Origin of the sequence: Kitasatospora sp. NPDC008050, from assembly GCF_042957465.1 — a bacterium.
In the GTDB taxonomy this organism is placed as follows: domain Bacteria; phylum Actinomycetota; class Actinomycetes; order Streptomycetales; family Streptomycetaceae; genus Kitasatospora.
The window spans coordinates 60,457-82,953 of sequence record NZ_JBIBIJ010000005.1; the positions used below are offsets into that span (position 1 = coordinate 60,457).

The window sequence follows — 22,497 nt, forward strand, 5'->3', positions numbered from 1 at the left end:
CGGCGCACGGGTGGCGCGTCGGTGGTCGGCGGGGTGTCAGGAGGTGCGCGGCTCGGGGCGCACGTGCACCACGTCCCCCGCGGCGACCGCTTGGCGAGCGCCGTCCGGGGTACGCACCACCAGGCGTCCGTCGGTGTCCAGCGCCACCGCCTCGCCGCGCAGTTCGCGCTCGCCGGGCAGCTGCACCAGCACCTGGCGGCCCAGCGTGGTGCAGCGCGCGGTGTAGGCCGGCAGCAGTCCGCTGGCCTGCGGATCGCCGGCCGCCGCCTGCCACTCGCCGTACAGCTCGGCGAACTCCCGCAGCAGCGAGCGCAGCAGCGTGGCGCGGTCGGTGACCTCGGCGCCGGCCAGCGCGAGCGAGGCGGCAGTGGGCACCGGCAGCTCCTCCTGGCGCAGCGTGACGTTCAGCCCCAGGCCCACGACCACCGCCTCGCCGGTCAGCTCGGTGAGGATGCCGCCGGTCTTGCGCTCCTCGCCCGCCACCTCGACCTGCAGGTCGTTGGGCCACTTCAGACCGACCTGGATCCCGGCCACCCGACCGACCGTGGTCGCCGCCGAGACGCCGACCAGGATCGGCAGCCAGCCCAGCCGCTCGCGCGGCACGGTGGGGCGCAGCAGCAGCGACAGGAAGAGCCCGGAGCGGGCCGGCGCGCTCCACTGCCGGTCCAGCCGGCCGCGCCCGGCGCTCTGCCGCTCGGCGATCAGCACCGCGCCCTCGGCGGCGCCGTCCCTGGCCCGGGCGGTGAGGTCGTTGTTGGTGGAGCCGGTCTCCTCGACCACGTCGAGCGCCGTCCACAGGCCGCCGGGCAGCAGCAGGTCGTGCCGGAGTACGGCGGCGTCCAGCGGCGGGCGGTCGAGGTCGGTCCAGGGGGAGGGGCCGGCGTGGCCGAAACCACGCAGTCCGCTGCGACGGGGACGATCTGGCTCGGTCATGGGCCTAGCGTAGGGGCGAGCCCGCGCCGAGCCGTAGGCCGACCCATCGTCCACCAGAAACGCTGATTAACACACTGTGTCGCTGGCCATAACGCGAAGAGCGGGCGGCTGGCTACGCTACCCGACGGTAGTGCGGCGCCCTGTCGCCCGAACTGCCCCCCAACCTCCAACGCGCCTTTCACGTGAGGAACTCCACGGGATGACCGACGTGCCCACCGACCCCTCGCTGGACCCCCACAGCACCGCCGGCAAGCTCGCCGACCTGCGCCGCAGGATCGACGAGGCGGTGCACTCCGGTTCCGCCGCCGCGGTCGAGAAGCAGCACGCCAAGGGCAAGCTGACGGCCCGTGAGCGCGTCCTCGAACTGCTCGACGAGGACTCCTTCGTGGAGTTCGACGAGTTCGCCCGGCACCGCTCGACCAATTTCGGCCAACAGAAGACCCGGCCGTACGGCGACGGCGTGGTGACCGGCTACGGCACCGTGGACGGCCGTCAGGTGGCCGTCTTCGCCCAGGACTTCACCGTCTTCGGCGGCTCGCTCGGCGAGGTGTTCGGCGAGAAGATCGTCAAGGTGATGGACTTCGCGCTGAAGACCGGCTGCCCGATGATCGGCATCAACGACTCCGGCGGTGCGCGGATCCAGGAGGGCGTGGTCTCGCTCGGCCTGTACGGCGAGATCTTCCGCCGCAATGTGCACGCCTCCGGGGTGATCCCGCAGATCTCGCTGATCCTGGGCCCCTGCGCGGGCGGCGCGGTCTACTCCCCCGCGATCACCGACTTCGTGGTGATGGCCGACCAGACCTCGCACATGTTCATCACCGGGCCGGACGTGATCAAGACCGTCACCGGCGAGGACGTCGGCATGGAGGAGCTGGGCGGCGCCCGCTCGCACAACACCAAGTCCGGCAACGCGCACTACCTGGCCGCGGACGAGAAGGAGGCGATCGAGTACGTCAAGAACCTGCTGTCGTACCTGCCCTCCAACAACCTCTCCGACCCGCCCGGGTTCCCCGAGGAGGCCGACCTCACCGTCTCCGAGCAGGACCTCGAACTCGACGCGATCGTGCCGGACTCGGCGAACCAGCCGTACGACATGCGCACCGTGATCGAGCACGTGCTGGACGACGGCGAGTTCCTGGAGACCCAGCCGCTGTACGCGCGCAACATCATCACCGGCTTCGGCCGCGTCGAGGGCCAGCCGGTGGGCGTGGTCGGCAACCAGCCGCTGGACCTGGCCGGCTGCCTGGACATCGCCGCCAGCGAGAAGGCCGCGCGCTTCGTGCGGACCTGCGACAGCTTCAACATCCCGGTGCTCACCTTCGTGGACGTGCCCGGCTTCCTGCCCGGCACCGGCCAGGAGTGGGACGGCATCATCCGGCGCGGCGCCAAGCTGATCTACGCCTACGCCGAGGCCACCGTCCCGCTGATCACCGTGATCACCCGCAAGGCCTTCGGCGGCGCCTACGACGTGATGGGCTCCAAGCACCTGGGCGCCGACCTCAACCTGGCCTGGCCCACGGCCCAGATCGCCGTGATGGGCGCGCAGGGCGCGGCCAACATCGTCTACCGGCGCGAGCTGTCCGAGGCCGCGGCCGCCGGGCAGGACGTGGACGCCCGGCGGGCCGAGCTGGTCGCCGAGTACGAGGAGACGCTGCTCAACCCGTACCTGGCCGCCGAGCGCGGCTACGTGGACGCGGTGATCGCCCCCAGCGACACCCGCAAGCACATCGTGCGCGGTCTGCGGGCCCTGCGCGGCAAGCGCGAGGTGCTGCCGCCCAAGAAGCACGGCAACATCCCCCTGTAGACCCACGTCCCTGTCCACGCTCGCTCAAAGGACCCGATGATGCCCCCCATCCAGGTGCTGCACGGGCAGCCGACCCCCGAGGAGCTGGCCACCGTCCTGGCGGTGGTCCAAGCCCGGGCCGCCGCGCAGGCCGCCGCCGAGGCGACCCGCCGCGCGAGCGGCCCGGGCTCCCCGTGGACCGACCCCGCCCGCCGCATCCGCGTAGCCCCGCGCCCGGGCAGCCACGCCTGGCGCACCTCGGGCTGGGCCGGCGGCTGAGGCAGCCGCACGCAGGCGATCGCCCGTGGATCCGGGCAGGCCGGGCGCCTGCCCTGGCCGGATCCACGGGACTGGGGCAGGCCGCCGGCCAGGCCCTAGGCTGGCCCGCATGACCGATCGCCGCACCCTCGTGCTCGCCTCCGCCTCCCCCGCCCGGCTCGGACTGCTCCGCCGAGCCGGGCTCGACCCGCGCGTGATCGTCAGCGGCGTGGACGAGGACGCCCTGCACGCCGCCACGCCCGGCGAGCTGGCGCTGGTGCTCGCCCGGGCCAAGGCGGCCGCGGTGGCCGGCGAGCTGACCGGGGGCGAGCTGGTGATCGGCTGCGACTCGGTGCTCGAACTGGACGGGCAGGCGCTCGGCAAGCCCGCCGACGCCACCGAGGCGCTCGCCCGCTGGCACGCGATGCGCGGGCGCAGCGGGGTGCTGCAGACCGGGCACTGCGTGATCGACACCGCGAACGGGCGCCAGGTCTCCGCTACCGCCTCGACCACCGTGCACTTCGCCGAGCCCGACGACGCCGAGATCGAGGCCTACGTGGCCAGCGGCGAGCCGCTGCACGTGGCCGGGGCGTTCACCCTGGACGGCCGCTCGGCACCGTTCGTGGCGGGCATCGAGGGCGACCCCGGCAACGTGATCGGGCTGTCGCTGCCGCTGCTGCGCACCCTGCTCGCCGACCTCGACGTGCGGATCACCGACCTCTGGGCCTGAGCCTGCCCCTCCCGCTAGGCTGGCGCCGCTCCGGAGGGGGAGCGCCGGACGGGGAAGGCCGGGCCAGGAGCGCCGGACGGGGAGGGGGTGGCGCGATGCGGGACATGGTGCTGAACATCGTGCTCGGCCTGCTCACCAGCGCCATCGGCGCGGGCGCGGGCTGGCTGGCCCAGTCACTGCGCCGCCGTCGCCGGCTGGAGCGGACCCGGGCGTTCTTCGGGATGCCGGTCGGCACCGAGTGTCTGCTGGTGGTCAACCGCCACTCCGGCAGCCCCAAGGCGACCAGCGTGCACCGGGACGACGTCAGCGCGTTGATGGAGCTGGCCGTGCTGGTCAACGCCTGCGGAGCGCGGCCCGAGGTGGTGGCGCACGACGAGGTCCGCCAGGGGCTGGGCAACAAGGCGGAGTTCTGCCTCGGCGGGCCGAGCAGCAACGAGCGCACGGTCGCCCACCTCAACTGGCGGCTGCCAGGCGTGCGGTTCAGCTATCTCTCCGGGACCCCGGGCGCGATCCTGGTGGGCGACCGGGAGTTCGTGCTGGAGCGGAGCACCGAGGACGTCCCGGGCCACAGTTACGTCCTGCTGGCCCGGCTCGACACGGGCAGCGGCGGCCGGCCGGTCTTCCTGATCGCCGGTCAGGTGGCGATCGCCAATCACGCGGCGGTGCGCCACCTGCTGGCGAACCAGCGCGAACTGATGGGGCGTTACGGCACGCACGGGACGTTCGCGCTGATGCTGCGGGTCGTCAACCCGGTCAAGTACGGCCCGGACGTGGTCGAGCTGGTCGCCGACGTCACCACCGCCGCGACCGCGCCCCCGGCCGCCGCTCCTGTCCCGGCGCCGACGCCGGCACCCGCAAGCACACCCGTACCGGGTTCCGGAAGTACCGCGTGAGATCCGCACTGTGGCGAATACCACGGCCGTCGGTCGGCGGTTCAGGCCCGGTCAAGCCCGTCTATAGCCGCCGGGCGTACCGTTGCCACCTGCGGCTCTCCCGCTGCGTGCGCACATGATCACGATGTGCGTCACGCTCCGTGTGGGCAAGCTCACCACCAGGGGCTACTCGCCGGTACCACCTCATCATCCCTAAACTCCATCGAGGTTCAAGAAGGGAGCCACAGTGCGCAAGGTGCTCATCGCCAACCGCGGGGAAATCGCCGTCCGCGTCGCCAGGGCCTGCTCGGACGCCGGTATCGCCAGCGTCGCCGTCTACGCCGAGCCCGACCGGGACGCGCTGCACGTCCGCGCGGCCGACGAGGCCTACGCTCTCGGCGGCGACACCCCCGCGACCAGTTACCTGGATATCGCCAAGGTCCTCAAGGCGGCCGCCGACTCGGGTGCGGACGCCGTCCACCCCGGCTACGGCTTCCTGTCGGAGAACGCCGACTTCGCCCAGGCCGTGCTCGACGCGGGACTGATCTGGATCGGCCCGCCGCCGCAGGCCATCCGCGACCTCGGTGACAAGGTCACCGCCCGGCACGTGGCCCAGCGGGCCGGTGCGCCGCTGGTCGCCGGCACCCCGGACCCGGTCTCCGGGCCGGACGAGGTGGTCGCCTTCGCGACCGAACACGGCCTGCCGGTCGCCATCAAGGCGGCCTTCGGCGGTGGCGGGCGCGGCCTGAAGGTGGCCCGCACGCTGGAGGAGATCCCGGAGCTGTACGAGTCCGCGGTGCGCGAGGCGGTCGCCGCCTTCGGGCGCGGCGAGTGCTTCGTGGAGCGCTACCTGGACAACCCGCGGCACGTCGAGACCCAGTGCCTGGCCGACCGGCACGGCAACGTGGTGGTCGTCTCCACCCGTGACTGCTCGCTGCAGCGCCGGCACCAGAAGCTGGTCGAGGAGGCGCCCGCGCCGTTCCTCACCGAGGAGCAGAACGCCGAGCTCTACCGGGCGTCCAAGGCGATCCTGCGCGAGGCCGGCTACGTCGGCGCCGGAACCTGCGAGTTCCTGGTCTCGCAGGACGGGCTGATCTCCTTCCTGGAGGTCAACACCCGTCTGCAGGTCGAGCACCCGGTGACCGAGGAGGTCACCGGCATCGACCTGGTCCGCGAGATGTTCCGGATCGCGGACGGCGAGGAGCTCGGCTACGACGACCCCGAGGTCCGCGCGCACTCCTTCGAGTTCCGGATCAACGGCGAGGACCCGGGCCGCAACTTCCTGCCCGCGCCCGGCACGGTGACGCTCTTCGCGCCGCCCTCCGGCCCCGGTGTGCGTCTCGACGCCGGTGTCGAGACCGGCTCGGTGATCGGCCCGGCCTGGGACTCGCTGCTGGCCAAGCTGATCGTCACCGGCCGGGACCGCAAGCAGGCCCTGGAGCGGGCCAAGCGGGCGCTGGCCGAGTTCAACGTCGAGGGCATGGCCACCGCCATCCCGTTCCACCGGGCCGTGGTGGCCGACCCGGCGTTCGCGCCGGAGACGCACGGGTCCGAGGGCCCGTTCACCATCTTCACCCGCTGGATCGAGACCGAGTTCAACAACACCATCCCGCCGTTCGCGGGCGGCGCGGCCGACGGCGAGGAGCCGGACGGCCGGGAGACCGTGGTGGTCGAGGTCGGCGGCAAGCGGATCGAGGTCTCGCTGCCCGCCTCGCTGGGGGTCGGCTCCGCGCCGGCCGCCGGTGCGGGCGCCGCGGGCAAGGCCAAGCGCCGGGTGGGCGTCAAGAAGGCGGGCGCCGCGGTCAGCGGTGACACCCTCGCCTCGCCGATGCAGGGCACCATCGTGAAGGTTGCCGTCACGGAGGGTCAGCAGGTCGCGGAGGGCGAGCTGATCGTCGTGCTGGAGGCGATGAAGATGGAGCAGCCGCTCAACGCGCACAAGGCCGGCACCATCGTGGGCCTGAAGGCCGAGGTGGGCGCGAGCGTGAGCAGTGGCGCGGCGCTCTGCGAGATCAAGGACTGAGGTCCGCTCGGGGGCACGGCGGGGCTCCACCCCGCCCCCGCTCCCACGGTGGCCCGCTGGTTGTCCGTCAACCGGCGGGCCACACGGCTATCTGGCCCCCGCGAGACGGGGTGGCAGATGGCCGGGCGGCGGACCGCCGTGGGTGCCGGGGCGACGCTGACCGGGCAACGGGGCGGCGGCGCTCGGAGCACCGGCCGCCCGCCGCGCGGCGCCCGGCGGCGGCTGCTGCGGATGGCGCTCCGGCGCCGGATGGCCCGGCGGCTCGGCGGCCAGCCCCAGCGGGGCGATGGCGATCTGCACCCCGCAGTCGGCGAGCGCGTCCAGCTCCCGGGCGGTGGGGTCGTGACCGGCGGCGTGCTCGTCGGTCACCAGGCGGGTGATCGCGTCGGTCGGCACGGTCTGGAACATCGTGTCGGTGCCGAGCTTGGTGTGGTCGGCCAGCACGATCACCTCCGCGGCCGACTGCACCAGCGCCCGGTCCACGCTCGCGGAGAGCATGTTGGTGGTGGACAGGCCGCGCTCGGCGGTGAGGCCGCTGCCGGAGATGAAGGCCTTGGAGACCCGCAACCCGTGCAGCGACTGCTCGGCACCGCTGCCGACCAGTGCGTAGTTGGAGCCCCGCAGTGTCCCCCCGGTCATCACCACCTCCACCCGGTTGGCGTGCGCGAGCGCCTGGGCGACCAGCAAGGAGTTGGTGACCACCGTCAGGCCCGGGACTCGGGCGAGACGACGGGCCAGCTCCTGGGTGGTGGTCCCGGCGCCGATCACCACCGCGTCCCCCTCCTCGACGAGCGTGGCCGCGAGGTCCGCGATCGCGCTCTTCTCGGCGGCGGCTAGGTGGGTTTTCTGGGGGTAGCCCGGCTCACGGCTGAAGCCTCCGGGGAGCACCGCACCGCCGTGTCGGCGGTCGAGCAGCCCTTCGGCCTCCAGCGCCCGGACGTCTCGGCGGACGGTGACTTCGGAGGTCTGGACGACGCGGGCCAACTCGCGGAGCGACACGGCTCCGTTGGCCCGCACCATTTCGAGGATCAACTGGCGACGTTCTGCTGCAAACACAGAACCGACGGTAACTCTCCTGACCGTCTGCTTTCAGGCGTTTGCCACTAGTAACAGGAACTGCTCACCTTCCAGCGGCGCACGACCGTACAATTCGCGCCGCCGCACCCCCGCGAACTCTCCGCCGTCAGGGCGAAGAGCTCGCGCGTACGGGTGAAGGGGTCAGGATTCGCTCTCGGCCCGCTTGCGAATGTGCAGCTGACGGGCGGCCTCGGCGGTGGATCCGGAGAGCGAGGGGTAGACGGTGAAAGCACTCGCCACCTGCTCGACCGTCAAGTTGTTGTCCACCGCCAACGAGATCGAGTGAATCAGCTCGCTGGCGCGCGGTGCCACCACCACACCGCCCACCACGATGCCGGTGCCGGGGCGGCAGAAGAGCTTCACGAAGCCGTCCCTAATGCCCTGCATCTTGGCCCGCGGGTTGCCCCGCAGCGGCAGCTTGACCTCGACGGCGTCCATCTTTCCGCACTTGACGTCCGCGGCGGTGTAGCCGACGGTGGCGATCTCCGGGTCGGTGAAGACGTTGGAGGCGACCGTCTTGAGGTTCAGCGGCTGCACCGCGTCGCCGAGCGCGTGGTACATCGCGATCCGGCCCTGCATGGCGGCGACCGAGGCGAGCATGAAGACGCCGGTGCAGTCGCCGGCCGCGTAGACACCGGGGGCGGAGGTGCGCGAGACCCGGTCGACCACGACCTGGCCCCACTCGTTGAGCTTGACCCCCGCCTCCTCCAGGCCCATGTCCGCGGTGTTGGGGATCGAGCCGATCGCCATCAGGCAGTGCGTGCCGCTGATCACCTCGCCGCTGGAGAGGGTGACCTCCACCCGGTCGCCGACCCGCTTGGCGCCCTCGGCGCGCTGGCGGCTCATCACGTTCATGCCGCGGCGGCGGAAGACGTCCTCCAGCACCTCGGCGGCGTCCGGGTCCTCGCCGGGCAGCACCCGGTCGCGGCTGGAGACCAGGGTGACCCGGGAGCCGAGCGCCTGGTAGGCGCCGGCGAACTCGGCGCCGGTCACACCGGAGCCGACCACGATCAGCTCGCGGGGCAGCTCCTCCAGGTCGTAGACCTGGGTCCAGTTGAGGATCCGCTCGCCGTCCGGCTTGGCGTCGGGCGCCTGGCGCGGGTGCACGCCGGTGGAGATCAGCACGGCGTCGGCCCGCACGGTCTGGGTGCTGCCGTCGACGGCCTCCACCACGACCTCGCGGGAGCCGTCGGCGGCCTGCCCGCCGGAGCCGAGCCGGCCCTTGCCGCGCAGCACGGTCACGCCGGCCCGGGTGACGGCCTGGGTGATGTCGTGCGACTGGGCGATCGCCAGCCGCTTGACCCGTCGGTTGACCTTGCCGAGGTCGACGCTGATGGCGCGCCGGTCCCCCTCGCCGTCGCGGTCGTCGCAGGCGAGGTTGATGCCGAGCTCCTGGTAGGAGGCGTCGAAGCCGGTCATCACCTCGGCCGTCGCGATCAGGGTCTTGGACGGGACGCAGTCGGTGAGGACCGCCGATCCGCCCAGACCGTCGCGGTCGACGACGGTCACCTCCGCCCCGAGCTGGGCCGCCACCAGGGCCGCCTCGTATCCGCCAGGTCCGCCACCGATGATCACGATCCGAGTCACGTGCACCATTGTCCCGCACGCCGCGTCCGGCGCGAGCAGGGGGCCGTTGATTTGTGCGCATCACGGAGACGGTGTGACCAGCGGCACACGGCGAACGGTGCGGGTACGGCGGTTCCGCACCCGGGCGGCCGGCCTGCGGCCGGGCCTTGATCCACCCGTCAACTCCCGTAGGCTGACGCCCATGTCGCTCTACGCCGCGTACGCCACGAACCTCGACGCCCGGCAGATGAGCCGGCGCGCCCCGCACTCCCCGCTGCGCGGGACCGGCTGGCTGGACGGGTGGCGGCTGACCTTCGGCGGCGAGCAGTTGGGCTGGGAGGGCTCACTGGCCACCGTGGTGGAGGACGAGAAGGACCAGGTCTTCGTCTCGCTCTACGACGTGGCCCCGATGGACGAGGACGGCCTGGACCGCTGGGAGGGCCTCCAGCTCGGCATCTACCGCAAGATCCGGCTGCGCGCCCACACCCTGGACGGCGAGGTTGCGGTGTGGACGTACGTGCTCAACGACTACGAGGGCGGCCTGCCGGCCGCCCGCTACCTGGGGCTGATCGCGGACGCCGCGGAGAGCGCCGGGGCGCCGGACGACTACGTACTGTCGCTGCGCCACCGTCCCTGCTGACCGCCCCGCCCCGCGCACCGTCGCACCCGGTCGTTCGACCACTGGCGGATCCTCCGAAACCCGGACTGCCAAACCCGTCCCAACTGGTGTTTTCCCGTGATCCCGGTAACGATCCGGCAAGGCATGGCGGCTGGTTCTACGCGCGTAGGCATTTCTTGTCTATCCTCGGGCATGTGAACGCTTCTCCTCAGACCGCCGTGTCCGCCGACCCCTATGCCGCCGCCCAGGCCGCCGCTGCCCGCCTGCGCGAGCTGACCGGTGCCGAGCGCCACGACGTCGCCCTGGTGATGGGCTCCGGCTGGGTGCCGGCGGCCGACGCCCTGGGTGAGCCGGTGGCCGAATTCCCGGTCACCGACCTCCCGGGCTTCCCCGCCCCCGCCGTCGCCGGCCACGCCGGCACGATCCGCTCGGTGAAGATCGGCGACAAGCGCGCCCTGATCTTCCTCGGTCGCAACCACTACTACGAGGGTCACGGCGTGGCCACCGTGGTGCACGGCGTGCGCACCGCCGCCGCCGCCGGCTGCCGGACCATCGTGCTGACCAACGGCTGTGGCGGCCTGCGCCAGGGCTGGGTCCCCGGTCAGCCCGTGCTGATCAGCGACCACATCAACCTGACCGCGGACTCCCCGATCGTCGGCGCCAACTTCGTCGACCTCACCGACCTGTACTCCAAGCGCCTGCGCGAGCTGTGCCGCGAGGTCGACCCGAGCCTGGACGAGGCCGTCTACGTCCAGTTCCGCGGCCCGCACTACGAGACCCCGGCCGAGGTCAACATGGCCCGGGTGATCGGCGGCGAGCTGGTCGGCATGTCCACCACGCTGGAGGCGATCGCCGCCCGCGAGGCCGGCGCCGAGGTGCTCGGCATCTCGCTGGTCACCAACCTGGCCGCGGGCATGACCGGCGAGCCGCTGAACCACGCCGAGGTGCTGGAGGCCGGCAAGGCCTCCGCCGAGCGCATGGGCAGCCTGCTGGCGAAGGTCCTGGAGCGCATCTGACCCGCGCTCCGCTAGACCCGGCCCGGGCGCTCCCCTCCCGCTTCTGAGCGCCCGGGCCGATCCTTGTCCCAGCGGGTCCTCCCAGGCCGGCCTCGGACCCTCTTGCCCCCTCTTGACTGTCACAGCGACCCCTACCGGATACCGGAGTAGGCGACCCATGGCCCAGGAAAGCACCACCGAACTCCTCGCCCGCGCCCACCAGTGGCTGGCCGAGGACCCCGACGCCGAGACCCGCGAGGAGCTGGCCGCGCTGCTGGCCGCCGCGGCGCAGGCCGAGGAGCCCGCCCTGGCCGAGCTGGCCGAGCGGTTCGCCGACCGGCTCCAGTTCGGCACCGCCGGGCTGCGCGGCGAGCTGGGCGCCGGCCCGATGCGGATGAACCGCGCCGTGGTGATGCGCGCCGCCGCCGGGCTGGCCGGCTACCTGCGCACGGCCGACGCGGGCGACCTCGTGGTGATCGGCTACGACGCCCGCCACAAGTCCTACGACTTCGCCCGGGACACCGCCGCCGTGATGGTCGGCGCGGGCCTGCGCGCCGCGGTGCTGCCGCGCCCGCTGCCCACCCCGGTGCTCGCCTTCGCGATCCGCCACCTGGGCGCCGCGGCCGGTGTGATGGTCACCGCCAGCCACAACCCGCCGCGCGACAACGGCTACAAGGTCTACCTGGGCGACGGCTCGCAGATCGTGCCGCCGGCCGACGCCGAGATCGCCGCCCGGATCGACGCGGTGGCCTCGCTGGCCGACGTGCCGCTCGCCACCGACAGCGCCGCCGACTGGCAGGTGCTCGGCGAGGACGTGCTGGAGGCCTACCTGGCCCGCGCCGTCACCGTTCTCGACCCCCAGGGCCCGCGCGACCTGTCGGTCGTCTACACCCCGATGCACGGCGTCGGCCGGGACACCCTGCTGGCCGCCTTCGAGCGGGCCGGCTTCCCCGCCCCGACCGTGGTGGCCGAGCAGGGCGAGCCGGACCCGGACTTCCCGACCGTGGCCTTCCCCAACCCGGAGGAGCCCGGTGCGATGGACCTGGCCTTCAAGGCCGCCGCCGCCACCGACCCCGACCTGGTGATCGCCAACGACCCGGACGCCGACCGCTGCGCGGTGGCCGTGCCGGACGCCGCCGAAGCATCCGGCTGGCGGATGCTGCGCGGCGACGAGGTCGGCGCGCTGCTGGGTGCCGCGCTGGTCGCCAAGGGCGTCCAGGGCACCTTCGCCACCACGATCGTCTCCGCCACCCTGCTCGGCGAGATCGCCGCGGCGGCCGGGCTGGACTACCAGGAGACGCTGACCGGCTTCAAGTGGATCGCCCGCGCCGAGGGTCTGCGCTACGGCTACGAGGAGGCGCTCGGCTACTGCGTCGACCCCCAGGGCGTGCGTGACAAGGACGGCGTCACCGCCGCCCTGCTCATCGCCGAGCTGGCCGCCTCGCTCAAGACCGCCGGTCGCACCCTGTCCGACCTGCTGGACGAGCTGGCGCTGACCCACGGCCTGCACGCCACCGACCAGCTCTCGGCCCGGGTCGAGGACCTCTCGCTGATCGCCGACGCGATGCGCCGGCTGCGCGAGCAGCCGCCGACCGAGCTGGCGGGCCTGGCCGTCACCCGGGCCGACGACCTGTCGACCGGCTCGGCCGAGCTGCCGCCGACCGACGGCCTGCGGTACTACCTGGCCGGCGAGGCGGTGCGCAGCGCCCGGATCGTGGTGCGCCCCTCCGGCACCGAGCCGAAGCTCAAGTGCTACCTGGAGGTCGTGCTGCCGGTCGGCTCGGCCGATGGGCTGGCCGCCGCGCGCGAGCGGGCCGCCGAGCTGCTCACCGCGCTGAAGCGGGACATGGCTGTGGCCGCCGGCATCTGAACCGCCGCCGCCTGAACGCGCACCCGAAGGGGGCCTGCGACCGACTCGGTCGCAGGCCCCCTTGTGCGTTCCCGGCTCGGGCCGCCGGTGCGTTCCCAGCTCAGGCCGCCGGTGCGTCGGCTCAGGCCGCGATCAGCGCCACCAGCGCGACCAGGCCCGCCAGCGTCGGCGCGATGACCCACCAGCACCAGCTGACCTCGACCTCGCCCTTGGCGCTCGGCCGCACCGCGTTCATCCGCGCCTGCTCGCTCAGCAGGTCCACCACCTGGTCGGACCAGGCCCGGTTCTGGTCGGGAGCGCCGGGGACCGCGGCGTTGGGCGGCCGGAAGCCGCCCTGGCCGGTGCCGCCCAGCTGGAACGGCCGCGGCCGCAGGTCACCGGCCATGACCCGCCGGCTCGCCTTCTTGCGCTGGCGCAGCGAGACCGGCACCGCCCAGAGCTGGTAGGTCTTGTCCTCGGCCGTCAGCTCGGCCGAGTAGGCGGCCCGCAGGCCCTGCACCGAGGCCCAGGGCACCACGATGGTGCGCAGCGGGTTGCGGACCACCAACCGGTCGAGCCCGGCCGTGACCATGGGGCGGATGGTGTAGGCGATCACCGGTGCGGCGAACAGCGGGGCGCAGGCCAGCGCGACCCAGGGCGTCTTGCCGCTGCCACTGACGATGGCGTCCACGATGAGCCAGGCGGCCACCGCGAGCAGCAGCACGCCGGAGATGATGCCGGGAGTCGAGCGGAAGACGTGATCGGCGTTCTTCGGCCCGTCGGCGGAGGCGGCAGAGCCCGGGTCGGGCGTGCCGGCGGATTCGGTCATGGGGACGATTCTGCCGCATGGACCCCTGCGTATCAGTGGTCGCAAACGTCACTATTCGGCCGCGACCTGGGCGGACCCGCGCGCAGGCCGATCCAGAAACTACTTGCCGCAACTTTCAGAAATTCCTTGCCACACTCTTGACGCCGCCGGTTTCCGGGCGGGATGGTCTAGCCGCGGTGCACCGGAGCCTCGCGGGCCGAACAGGTGTACCCATCGCCCATCGGTACCCCGCCACCGCCGAGCCCCACCCCCGGCGCGCAGCCCCGCGAACCTGCGCCTCGGTCCCTCGGCGGGACGGCCCACCCCCCACGGGAGTCCTCCCATGACGCTGCTCCGACGACACCGGACCAGTAGACCAGCCGCGCTGACCGCCACCGCCCTGCTGGCCGGTGCCCTGCTGCCGCTCGGCCTGCAGAGCACCGCGCACGCCGCGCCGACCGCCGCGGCCTCGCCCGCGGCCGTCCCCGCCACCTCGGGGGCCGCCCCGGACGGCGGCGACGCGATCGCCAACCTCTTCGAGTGGAACTGGCCCTCGGTGGCCAACGAGTGCACCACGGTGCTCGGCCCCAAGGGCTACGGCGCGGTCCAGGTGGCCCCGCCCGAGGACTCGATCCGCCTGTCGGGCAGCACCCACGCCTGGTGGGACGTCTACCAGCCGGTGGCCTACGACCTGAACAGCCGGATGGGCACCGAGGCGCAGTTCGCCCAGATGGTGACCGCCTGCCACAACGCGGGCGTCAAGGTCTACGCCGACGCCGTGCTCAACCACACCGCGGGTGCCAACCAGACCAGCACCGACTCCTACGGCGGCGCGAGCTTCAACCCGGCGACGTTCAGCTACAACAACGTCCCGTACACCAGCTCGGACTTCCACTTCTCGCCGCCCTGTCCCAACGCGGACATGAGCATCACCGACTGGAACAACGTCCAGCAGGTGCAGGACTGCGACCTCTCCTCGCTCTCCGACCTCGCCACCGAGCAGGACGACGTCCGGGCCAAGCTGGCCGGCTACCTCAACAAGCTGGTCGGCTACGGCGTGGACGGCTTCCGGATGGACGCCGCCAAGCACATCGCGCAGGCCGACATGGCCAACATCCTGAGCCGGGTGAACAACACCACCTGGACCGGCTCGCGGCCCTACGTCTACCAGGAGGTGATCCCGGGCAGCAGCGGCCAGTTGGCCCCCTCGGCCTTCGAGGGCAACGGCAGCGTGATCGAGTTCACCTACGCCTACGACCTGAAGAGCCAGTTCAACGGCAACATAGCCAACCTCAAGACCCTCGGGCAGAGTTGGGGCATCGAGCCGAGCAACCTGTCCTCGGTGATGGTGGCCAACCACGACACCGAGCGCAGCGGCCAGACCCTCAGCTACAAGGACGGCAGCAAGTACACGCTGGCCACCGTCTTCGAACTGGCCTGGGGCTACGGCACTCCGCAGGTGTACTCCGGCTTCGACTTCAGCACCAGCGACCAGTCCCCGCCGGCCGACGCCAACGGCTTCGTGACCGCCACCGACTGCTCGTCCGGCGCGTGGATCTGCACCGACCGCAACCAGGGCATCGCCAACATGGTCGGCTGGCACAACGCCGCCCAGGGCAAGCCGGTGGCCAACTGGTGGGACAACGGCACCAGTGCCATCGCGTTCAGCCGCGGCACCACCGCCTGGGTCGCGATCAACAACGGCAGCAGCGCGGTCACCCAGACCTTCAGCACCGGCCTCGCGCCCGGCAGTTACTGCGACGTCATCCACGGCACCCCCGCCGCGGGCGGCGGCTGCAGCGGCCCGACGGTGACCGTCAACGCCACCGGCCAGGCCACCGTGACGGTCAACCCCGGTGACTCGGTGGCGATCTACGCCACCGGCTCGAACGGCACGGTGGCCGAGAACTTCAACGAGGCCAAGACCACCAGCTGGGGCCAGAGCGTCTACCTGGTCGGCTCGATCCCCGCGCTCGGCAGCTGGGACCCGAACGCGGCGATCCCGCTCTCCTCGGCCAACTACCCGACCTGGGGCGGCACGCTGAGCCTGCCCGCGAACACCGCCTTCCAGTACAAGTACCTGATCAAGGACGGCTCCGGGAACGTCACCTGGGAGGGCGGCGGCAACCACAGCGCCAACTCCGGCTCCTCGGGCGGGACACTGAACGACAGCTGGCAGAGCTAGCGCCTGCCGCAGGACCAGGGCCCGCCCCGGCCCGGTGGCCGCGCGCTCAACCGCGCAGCCGCCGGGCCAGCACCACGCCGCCGTACAGCAGCAGCCCCAGCACCCCGGCGCAGGCCAGCACGGCCAGGTCGTCGGCGGCCGCCAGCACCGCCGGGCCCGCGCACAGGATCCGCGGGCCGGCGCCGATGACCAGGACCAGTCCGCCCAGCCCGGGCAGCCACTCCAGATGGCTGGGCCGAGGCGCGCTCCGCACCCGCCGGTGGCGGTGGGTGCGCACGGTCACCGCCAGGCGCACGCTCATCGCCATCAACAGGAATCCGGTCCACACCAGCGGCCAGCGCGCCGATTCGAACACCGCGTCACCCCCTGCTCTCGCCTCCCCCTGCCAGGACGCTACCCGCGTAACCCTGCGCTCTACCGGGCCGGACGCAGGTTCTACCGGGGAGCCGATCCGGCCCGGGCGACCGCGCGAGGCGGCTGCCGCCCTTCCGTCATGCACACCTCAGCACGCAGCCGCCGCGGCACCCGCCGCAGATCTCGGTCCGGCATCGAAGGGGCACCCCTCCTAGCCATTGACTACGCGCGTAGATATGCTCATCTGGTGACTATGTCCACTGTTGCAGCCAACGCCCCCGGCGCCGCGGGCGGCGGCCTGAGCGACGTCGCCGCCTCGGAGGCCTCGCTCCGCCGCTTCCTGCACGGCCTGCCCGGCGTCGACGCCGTCGGCCTCGAAGCCCGCGCCGCCTCCCTCGGTACGCGTTCGATCAAGACGACGGCCAAGGCCTTCGCGATCGACCTCGCCATCTCGATGATCGACCTGACCACGCTGGAAGGCGCGGACACGGTCGGCAAGGTGCGCGCCCTGTGCACCAAGGGGAAGCACCCCGACCCGAGTGATCAGTCCGCCCCGCAGGTCGCCGCGATCTGCGTCTATCCGGACATGGTCGCCACCGCGAAGGCCGCGCTGGCCGGCACCGGGATCCAGGTGGCCTCGGTGGCCACCGCCTTCCCCGCCGGGCGCGCCGCGCTCCCGGTCAAGCTCGCCGACACCGCCGACGCGGTGGCCGCCGGCGCCGACGAGATCGACATGGTGATCGATCGCGGTGCCTTCCTCTCCGGGCACTACCTGGACGTCTTCAACGAGATCACCGCCGTCAAGCAGGCCTGCCGTCGCCCCGACGGCACGGCGGCCCACCTCAAGGTGATCTTCGAGACCGGCGAACTGCAGACCTACGACAACGTGCGCCGCGCCTCCTGGCTGGCCATGCTGGCCGGGGCCGACTTCATCAAGACCTCCACCGGCAAGGTCACCGTCAACGCCACTCCCCCGGTCACCCTGCTGATGCTGGAGGCCGTGCGCGACTTCAAGGCGGCCACCGGTGTGCAGGTCGGCGTCAAGCCGGCCGGCGGCATCAAGACCACCAAGGACGCGATGAAGTACCTGGTGATGGTCAACGAGACGCTCGGCGACGACTGGCTGAGCCCGCACTGGTTCCGCTTCGGCGCCTCCAGCCTGCTCAACGATCTGCTGATGCAGCGTCAGAAGCTGCGCACCGGCCGGTACTCCGGTCCCGACTACGTGACGGTGGACTGATCACGATGGCCAAGAACAAGAAGACCGAGGCCGACCTGCCCAAGAGCGGGCCGCTGTTCGCCTACGCCCCGGCCCCCGAGTCGCCGGCGGCGGCGGGCGGGATCGCCACCTCCTACGGCCACTTCATCGGCGGCGAGTTCGTCGACTCCAGCGGCAGCGAGGCGCTGAAGACGGTCAACCCGGCCACCGAGCAGGTGCTGGCCGAGATCGCCCAGGGCACCGAGGAGGACGTCGAGCGCGCCGTCAAGGCCGCCCGCAAGGCCTTCGGCGACTGGTCGGCGCTGCCCGGCAGCGAGCGCGCCAAGTACCTCTACCGGATCGCCCGGATCATCCAGGAGCGCTCGCGCGAGCTGGCCGTGCTGGAGTCGATCGACAACGGCAAGCCGATCAAGGAGACCCGCGACTTCGACCTGCCGATGGTCGCCGCGTGGTTCTTCTACTACGCGGGCTGGGCCGACAAGCTGGACTACGCGGGCTTCGGCCCGAACCCGCGCCCGGTGGGCGTGGCGGCGCAGGTCATCCCGTGGAACTTCCCGCTGATGATGCTGGCCTGGAAGATCGCCCCGGCGCTGGCCACCGGCAACACGGTCGTCCTCAAGCCGGCCGAGACCACCCCGCTGACCGCGCTGCGGTTCGCCGAGATCTGCCGCCAGGCGGGTCTGCCCAAGGGCGTCGTCAACATCATCACCGGTGACGGCCGCACCGGCGCCGCGCTCACCGCGCACCCGGACGTCAACAAGGTCGCCTTCACCGGCTCGACCAACGTCGGCCGTTCGATCGCCCGGCAGCTGGCCGGCAGCCGCAAGAAGCTGTCGCTGGAACTGGGCGGCAAGGCCGCCAACATCGTCTTCGACGACGCGCCGATCGACCAGGCGGTCGAGGGCATCGTCAACGGGATCTTCTTCAACCAGGGCCACGTCTGCTGCGCCGGCTCCCGGCTGCTGGTCCAGGAGTCGATCCAGGACGAGCTGCTGGAGGCGCTCAAGCGCCGGATGGCCACCCTGCGGGTGGGCGACCCGCTGGACAAGAACACCGACATCGGCGCGATCAACTCGGCCGCCCAGCTGGCCCGGATCACCGAGCTGACCGCGGCCGGCGAGGCCGAGGGCGCCGAGCGCTGGGCGCCGGAGTGCGAACTGCCGTCGGCCGGCTACTGGTTCCGCCCGACCATCTTCACCGGCGTGAGCCAGGCGCACCGGATCGCCCAGGAGGAGATCTTCGGCCCGGTGCTCTCGGTGCTGTCCTTCCGCACCCCGGACGAGGCCGTCGCCAAGGCCAACAACACCCCCTTCGGCCTCTCCGCCGGCGTCTGGACGGAGAAGGGCTCGCGCATCCTCTGGATGGCCGACAAGCTCAAGGCCGGCGTGGTGTGGGCCAACACCTTCAACAAGTTCGACCCGACCTCGCCGTTCGGCGGCTACAAGGAGTCGGGCTACGGCCGCGAGGGTGGCCGGCACGGTCTGGAGGCATACCTCGATGTCTGATATCGCCACGCGTCTTGACGTCTTCAAGACCTACAAGCTGTTCGTCGGCGGGAAGTTCCCGCGCTCCGAGAGCGGACGGGTGTACGAGGTGACTGACGGTAAGGGCCAGTGGCTGGCCAACGCCCCGCTCGGGACCCGCAAGGACACCCGGGACGCCGTCCTGGCCGCCCGCGCGGCGGTCAAGGGCTGGTCCGGCACCACCGCCTACAACCGCGGCCAGGTGCTCTACCGGGTGGCCGAGATGCTGCAGGGGCGGCGCGAGCAGTTCGCCGCCGAGGTGGCCGCGGCCGAGGGGCTGGGCGCCAAGAAGTCCGCCGCGCTGGTGGACCAGGCGATCGACCGCTGGGTCTGGTACGCGGGCTGGACCGACAAGGTCGCGCAGATCGCGGGCGCCGCCAACCCGGTCGCCGGTCCGTACTTCAACCTCTCGGTGCCGGAGCCGACCGGCGTGGTCGGCATCGTCGCCCCGCAGACCGGCTACGGGCACTCCTTCCTCGGCCTGGTCTCGGTGATCGCCCCGGCGATCGCCACCGGCAACACCGTGGTGGTCGCGGCCGCCGAGGACGCCCCGCTGCCGGCCCTGTCGCTGGGCGAGGTGCTGGCCACCTCGGACGTGCCCGGCGGCGTGGTGAACATCATCTCGGGCCGCACCGCGGACCTCGCGCCGACCCTGGCCTCGCACCAGGACGTCAACGCGCTCGACCTCGCCGGCGCGATCGCCGCCGATGGTGCTGGCGCGGCGGCTGTCCTGGAGGCGGCCGCGGCGGATACATTGAAGCGGGTGCTGCGCCCGGCGGTCGATCCGTCGGCGCAGGACTGGACCAACGCCCCCGGTGTCGAGCGACTGCTCTCCTTCCTGGAGACCAAGACGGTCTGGCACCCCATGGGTCAGTAGTCCGGCACCACCCTCCTGAACTGGCCGTCCCCAGTGCCCCTCTCCCCCCCAGGGGTCCGGACGCGCCACTGACGGGTCCGCGCCTCTCCCCCCCTGGCGCGGGCCCGTCGCCCTTTTCCGCCGCCCCGCGGATTCTTTCCGCCGTCCCACGGGTTCCGAGCACGGCACCCGATGCGTCAGACTGGTGTCTCGTGAGTGACACGCCGCTGAACCCCGCCCCGACCACCCGTGCCCGCGTGGTGCTGCTCTGCGGGCCCTCGGGTTCGGGGAAGTCCTCGCTGGCCGAGCGCATGGCCCTGCCGGTGCTCCAGCTCGACGACTTCTACAAGGACGGCGACGACCCCAGCCTGCCGGTGCTGGCCGACGGCTCCGGCACCGACTGGGACTCGCCGCTGTCCTGGCACCGCGCCCAGGCGCTGGTCGCGATCCGCCAACTGGTGGAGACCGGGCGGGCCGAGGTGCCGATCTACTCGATCCCCGCCAACGGCCGGGCCGGCACCCACACCCTGGACCTGGCCGGCTCCCCCGCCTTCATCGCCGAGGGCATCTTCGCCGCCGAACTGGTCGACGCCTGCGCCGGCGAGGACCTGCTCGGCGCCGCGCTGTGCCTGCGCAACCGCCCGCTGACCACCGCCTGGCGCCGGTTCCGCCGCGACGTCCGCGAGGGCCGCAAGTCCGTCCCCTACCTGCTGCGCCGCGGCTGGCGCCTGATGCGCGCCGAGCGCGGGATCGTGGCCCGCCAGGTCGACCTCGGCGCCCACGCCTGCGCGGGCGACGAGGCCGCGGCCCGGGTCCGCGCCGTGGTGCGGCAGGGCGAGCGGATCACGGCCGGCGTCTGAGTCCGTCGCTTCCTCAGCCTCCCGAACCGGTGCGCAGGGCCTCGGCCTCGGCCAGCGCCGCAGGGGAGAGCGGTCGGCGGTCCTTGCCGCCCTGACAGGCCGGTGCTTCGGCGCGCGGCAGACGCGCGGGACGCTCCAGGGCGTCCCGGGCGATGGCGTGGTCGCGGCCGACCACCGTCAGGCCTGCTCCCGGCGGGGCCAGGGTGTGGCGGGCGATGACCGCTCCGTTCAGCGTCGCGATCGACAGGTACGGCTTGTCCAGGCGCTGGCGGACCTCCACCACAGCGCCCGCCAGGTCGACGTGGACCGCGTAGAAGCTGCCCCGGAAGGACACCAACCCCTGGGGGCTGACGATGCGGCTGACGCACACGCGGGCGGGGAAGGGCAGGGCCGGCAGCTCCAGCAGTCCCCGCGCCGGTGGGGCGGGTTCGCCGAGCGTGGCGGGTGTGCCGTCGACGGCCCGGTGACGAGGGTCCATCCGCGCCGCGAGCCGGTCCAGATCGTCCTGGGCGGCCTGGAGTCCGGCGCCGTGCGAGGCGGAGCTCCACCAGGCCCGGAGGGCGACAGCACGGTCCGCACCGCTCCCGTCGCCCGCGCCGGCCCGGCCGCCCTCGCTGCCGTCCGCGCCGGCCTCCTCCGCGGGGGAGAGATCGACCCCCGCGCCGTAGTACCTCGCCACCTCCGCGAAGGCCGGTGTCACCCGCCCGTTCAGCACGCAGCAGGCGGCCATCGACCGGTCGAGCCGCCAGCGCGGCGCGGTGCCGCCCAGACGCCGCATCACCTGGTCCACGGCTGCGACGAGTTGCGGGAGGTCCTGGCCCTCGGCCACCACCGCGCGCCAGCGGCCCGAGCTCGCGAGCGAGCCCGTCAGCAGGTGGAGACGGCTGCCGCAACCCCACTGCGCGGAGGGATCGGCAAGCTCCAGCCAGGCGAACCGGATCTCGTCGTCCGCCCGGTCCGATGATCGTCTCCCGTCGAGGGACATGCCCGGGCCGCACCACCGGCAGGGCGGCCGCATCCGGTGTTTGCGGATGGCGCGGGTGAGGGTCGAATAGCCACCCGGATAGCCCAGTTCGACGACTTCCGCCAGCAGCGCGGTCGCCGGGAGGTGCGGATCATCGGCCAGGCGCCGGCGGCAGTAGGGCAGGAAGCGCAGACTCACGTCCTGGGTCGGGCTGCGGACCCCCGCGACCCGCGTGCCCGCGAGGTACGACCTCAGCGTTTTGCGGTCACGCCCCAGGCGCCGGGCGATCGCGGAGATCGACCATCCCACGCGATGCAGTTCCCGCGCTTCCGCGTATTCCTCCCTGGTGAGCATTCCAGACCCCCTTCAAGTCGGACCCGAGAATCGTGCCGAGTGCAAGTTGATGGCGGACGCCCTGACGAGGCGAAAACGTTACACGATGAAGCAGTAGCTGAGTAGCCGGGGATTTGTTCTCTCGTTGTACCGGGTGGGGAATTTGGGAGAGCACCGCTGGTTGTGAACGCGCCACCCCCCTGCACCACTTGGGGAAGTTCGCCGAGCACCGGCCGGCGGTAATGAATGTATGATGGCCGCCCCGGTCGGCGCTGGGGAATTTTGGCGAGCATCCGGAGCATACAATGCCGTATGACATCCGGCGCACCGCCGGGGGAATTTCATGGAGCGCACCGGGAATTGGATATCAAAAGACGCCCGAATTCCGTAGACGCGGCCGCGGCACTCGGTCGTTAACCGAGGCATGAGTTCAATGTGCTACCCGAATACCTTGCCTCCGCCGGATCGTGATCCTGTCTGCAACGCCGGAAAGTGGCTCTTCGTCCCCGACCGCAGGAACGCCGCGGGCGACGTGCGGACCGGCTACCTGTCGTGCAACGGCGAACGCGTCGTCCTGCGGCACTGCTCCCGGCTGCTGGCCGAGTTCCTGCGGACGCTCCGCCAGATCGAGGAGAACTTCGCCGCTCGCATCGGCACCGAGCCGACAGCCCTCGAAGGATGACCCCCGCG

The 22,497-nt window shown here is 72.3% G+C and carries 20 protein-coding genes; 14 read left to right on the top strand and 6 right to left on the bottom strand.

The window, feature by feature from the left end; translation table 11 throughout:
• Window positions 1–36: 36 nt before the first annotated feature.
• Window positions 37–933, bottom strand: a complete 897-nt coding sequence (locus ACFZB9_RS11660; RefSeq protein ID WP_391446032.1) for a biotin--[acetyl-CoA-carboxylase] ligase — start codon at window positions 931–933, stop codon at window positions 37–39.
• A 199-nt stretch (window positions 934–1,132) separates the two neighbouring features.
• On the opposite strand from ACFZB9_RS11660, the gene ACFZB9_RS11665 reads away from it, so the two are divergent.
• The 5 genes from ACFZB9_RS11665 (at window position 1,133) to ACFZB9_RS11685 (ending at window position 6,599) form a co-directional block, all read left to right on the top strand.
• On the top strand, window positions 1,133–2,737 hold the full coding sequence (locus ACFZB9_RS11665; protein WP_391446033.1) for an acyl-CoA carboxylase subunit beta: 1,605 nt from the start codon (window positions 1,133–1,135) through the stop codon (window positions 2,735–2,737).
• A gap of 36 nt (window positions 2,738–2,773) precedes the next feature.
• Entirely contained in the window at window positions 2,774–2,995 is a 222-nt protein-coding gene (locus tag ACFZB9_RS11670) for an acyl-CoA carboxylase subunit epsilon (RefSeq protein WP_391446035.1), read from the top strand.
• 109 nt (window positions 2,996–3,104) lie between these two features.
• A complete protein-coding gene (locus ACFZB9_RS11675; RefSeq protein WP_391446037.1) occupies window positions 3,105–3,704 on the top strand; it encodes a nucleoside triphosphate pyrophosphatase in 600 nt (199 codons plus the stop codon).
• A 95-nt stretch (window positions 3,705–3,799) separates the two neighbouring features.
• The gene (locus ACFZB9_RS11680; protein WP_391446039.1) at window positions 3,800–4,597 is read left to right on the top strand and encodes a hypothetical protein; all 798 of its coding nucleotides are present in this window, start codon (window positions 3,800–3,802) and stop codon (window positions 4,595–4,597) included.
• A 226-nt stretch (window positions 4,598–4,823) separates the two neighbouring features.
• Complete coding sequence (locus ACFZB9_RS11685) at window positions 4,824–6,599, top strand: acetyl/propionyl/methylcrotonyl-CoA carboxylase subunit alpha (protein ID WP_391446041.1); 1,776 nt, start codon at window positions 4,824–4,826, stop codon at window positions 6,597–6,599.
• 87 nt (window positions 6,600–6,686) lie between these two features.
• Here the strand turns inward: ACFZB9_RS11685 and ACFZB9_RS11690 are convergent, their stop codons facing one another.
• Window positions 6,687–7,619 carry a DeoR/GlpR family DNA-binding transcription regulator gene (locus tag ACFZB9_RS11690; protein ID WP_391446729.1) on the bottom strand — a complete coding sequence of 311 codons (933 nt, stop codon included), beginning with the start codon at window positions 7,617–7,619 and terminating at the stop codon, window positions 6,687–6,689.
• A 198-nt stretch (window positions 7,620–7,817) separates the two neighbouring features.
• Complete coding sequence (locus tag ACFZB9_RS11695; RefSeq protein ID WP_391446043.1) at window positions 7,818–9,272, bottom strand: NAD(P)H-quinone dehydrogenase; 1,455 nt, start codon at window positions 9,270–9,272, stop codon at window positions 7,818–7,820.
• A 172-nt stretch (window positions 9,273–9,444) separates the two neighbouring features.
• On the opposite strand from ACFZB9_RS11695, the gene ACFZB9_RS11700 reads away from it, so the two are divergent.
• The 3 genes from ACFZB9_RS11700 (at window position 9,445) to ACFZB9_RS11710 (ending at window position 12,726) form a co-directional block, all read left to right on the top strand.
• Complete coding sequence (locus tag ACFZB9_RS11700; protein WP_391446045.1) at window positions 9,445–9,882, top strand: gamma-glutamylcyclotransferase; 438 nt, start codon at window positions 9,445–9,447, stop codon at window positions 9,880–9,882.
• A 173-nt stretch (window positions 9,883–10,055) separates the two neighbouring features.
• A complete protein-coding gene (locus tag ACFZB9_RS11705; RefSeq protein ID WP_327067250.1) occupies window positions 10,056–10,877 on the top strand; it encodes a purine-nucleoside phosphorylase in 822 nt (273 codons plus the stop codon).
• 157 nt (window positions 10,878–11,034) lie between these two features.
• The gene (locus tag ACFZB9_RS11710; RefSeq protein ID WP_391446047.1) at window positions 11,035–12,726 is read left to right on the top strand and encodes a phospho-sugar mutase; all 1,692 of its coding nucleotides are present in this window, start codon (window positions 11,035–11,037) and stop codon (window positions 12,724–12,726) included.
• Between the two features lie 121 nt (window positions 12,727–12,847).
• Here ACFZB9_RS11710 and ACFZB9_RS11715 read toward each other — a convergent pair whose 3' ends face one another.
• Window positions 12,848–13,534, bottom strand: a complete 687-nt coding sequence (locus ACFZB9_RS11715) for a PH domain-containing protein (protein WP_391446048.1) — start codon at window positions 13,532–13,534, stop codon at window positions 12,848–12,850.
• 322 nt (window positions 13,535–13,856) lie between these two features.
• Here ACFZB9_RS11715 and ACFZB9_RS11720 point away from each other — a divergent pair, with 322 nt between their 5' ends.
• On the top strand, window positions 13,857–15,698 hold the full coding sequence (locus ACFZB9_RS11720; RefSeq protein WP_391446049.1) for a carbohydrate-binding module family 20 domain-containing protein: 1,842 nt from the start codon (window positions 13,857–13,859) through the stop codon (window positions 15,696–15,698).
• Between the two features lie 46 nt (window positions 15,699–15,744).
• Here the strand turns inward: ACFZB9_RS11720 and ACFZB9_RS11725 are convergent, their stop codons facing one another.
• Window positions 15,745–16,053, bottom strand: coding sequence for a hypothetical protein (locus ACFZB9_RS11725; protein ID WP_391446050.1), 309 nt, complete (start codon window positions 16,051–16,053; stop codon window positions 15,745–15,747).
• 252 nt (window positions 16,054–16,305) lie between these two features.
• Between ACFZB9_RS11725 and deoC the strand changes: the two genes are divergently transcribed.
• The 4 genes from deoC (at window position 16,306) to ACFZB9_RS11745 (ending at window position 20,510) form a co-directional block, all read left to right on the top strand.
• Window positions 16,306–17,292 (top strand): deoxyribose-phosphate aldolase, encoded by a 987-nt coding sequence (deoC, locus tag ACFZB9_RS11730; protein WP_391446052.1) that lies wholly within the window; start codon window positions 16,306–16,308, stop codon window positions 17,290–17,292.
• A 5-nt stretch (window positions 17,293–17,297) separates the two neighbouring features.
• Window positions 17,298–18,776, top strand: a complete 1,479-nt coding sequence (locus ACFZB9_RS11735; RefSeq protein WP_391446054.1) for an aldehyde dehydrogenase family protein — start codon at window positions 17,298–17,300, stop codon at window positions 18,774–18,776.
• Window positions 18,769–19,671, top strand: a complete 903-nt coding sequence (locus ACFZB9_RS11740) for an aldehyde dehydrogenase family protein (protein WP_391446056.1) — start codon at window positions 18,769–18,771, stop codon at window positions 19,669–19,671. The genes ACFZB9_RS11735 and ACFZB9_RS11740 overlap by 8 nt, the downstream gene beginning before the upstream one ends.
• Window positions 19,672–19,862: 191 nt before the next feature.
• Window positions 19,863–20,510, top strand: coding sequence for a uridine kinase (locus ACFZB9_RS11745; protein ID WP_391446058.1), 648 nt, complete (start codon window positions 19,863–19,865; stop codon window positions 20,508–20,510).
• A 13-nt stretch (window positions 20,511–20,523) separates the two neighbouring features.
• Here the strand turns inward: ACFZB9_RS11745 and ACFZB9_RS11750 are convergent, their stop codons facing one another.
• Window positions 20,524–21,672 carry an IS21 family transposase gene (locus ACFZB9_RS11750; RefSeq protein WP_391446060.1) on the bottom strand — a complete coding sequence of 383 codons (1,149 nt, stop codon included), beginning with the start codon at window positions 21,670–21,672 and terminating at the stop codon, window positions 20,524–20,526.
• A 586-nt stretch (window positions 21,673–22,258) separates the two neighbouring features.
• Between ACFZB9_RS11750 and ACFZB9_RS11755 the strand changes: the two genes are divergently transcribed.
• Complete coding sequence (locus ACFZB9_RS11755; RefSeq protein WP_391446062.1) at window positions 22,259–22,489, top strand: hypothetical protein; 231 nt, start codon at window positions 22,259–22,261, stop codon at window positions 22,487–22,489.
• Window positions 22,490–22,497 lie beyond the last annotated feature (8 nt).

Excerpts from the sequence above, each read along its gene's own strand:
- ACFZB9_RS11660 (WP_391446032.1), bottom strand. The coding sequence starts at position 933 with ATGACCGAGCCAGATCGTCCCCGTCGCAGCGGACTGCGTGGTTTCGGC.
- ACFZB9_RS11665 (WP_391446033.1), top strand. The coding sequence starts at position 1,133 with ATGACCGACGTGCCCACCGACCCCTCGCTGGACCCCCACAGCACCGCC.
- ACFZB9_RS11670 (WP_391446035.1), top strand. The coding sequence starts at position 2,774 with ATGATGCCCCCCATCCAGGTGCTGCACGGGCAGCCGACCCCCGAGGAG.
- ACFZB9_RS11675 (WP_391446037.1), top strand. The coding sequence starts at position 3,105 with ATGACCGATCGCCGCACCCTCGTGCTCGCCTCCGCCTCCCCCGCCCGG.
- ACFZB9_RS11680 (WP_391446039.1), top strand. The coding sequence starts at position 3,800 with ATGCGGGACATGGTGCTGAACATCGTGCTCGGCCTGCTCACCAGCGCC.
- ACFZB9_RS11690 (WP_391446729.1), bottom strand. The coding sequence starts at position 7,619 with ATGGTGCGGGCCAACGGAGCCGTGTCGCTCCGCGAGTTGGCCCGCGTC.
- ACFZB9_RS11695 (WP_391446043.1), bottom strand. The coding sequence starts at position 9,272 with ATGGTGCACGTGACTCGGATCGTGATCATCGGTGGCGGACCTGGCGGA.
- ACFZB9_RS11700 (WP_391446045.1), top strand. The coding sequence starts at position 9,445 with ATGTCGCTCTACGCCGCGTACGCCACGAACCTCGACGCCCGGCAGATG.
- ACFZB9_RS11710 (WP_391446047.1), top strand. The coding sequence starts at position 11,035 with ATGGCCCAGGAAAGCACCACCGAACTCCTCGCCCGCGCCCACCAGTGG.
- ACFZB9_RS11715 (WP_391446048.1), bottom strand. The coding sequence starts at position 13,534 with ATGACCGAATCCGCCGGCACGCCCGACCCGGGCTCTGCCGCCTCCGCC.
- ACFZB9_RS11720 (WP_391446049.1), top strand. The coding sequence starts at position 13,857 with ATGACGCTGCTCCGACGACACCGGACCAGTAGACCAGCCGCGCTGACC.
- deoC (WP_391446052.1), top strand. The coding sequence starts at position 16,306 with ATGTCCACTGTTGCAGCCAACGCCCCCGGCGCCGCGGGCGGCGGCCTG.
- ACFZB9_RS11735 (WP_391446054.1), top strand. The coding sequence starts at position 17,298 with ATGGCCAAGAACAAGAAGACCGAGGCCGACCTGCCCAAGAGCGGGCCG.
- ACFZB9_RS11740 (WP_391446056.1), top strand. The coding sequence starts at position 18,769 with ATGTCTGATATCGCCACGCGTCTTGACGTCTTCAAGACCTACAAGCTG.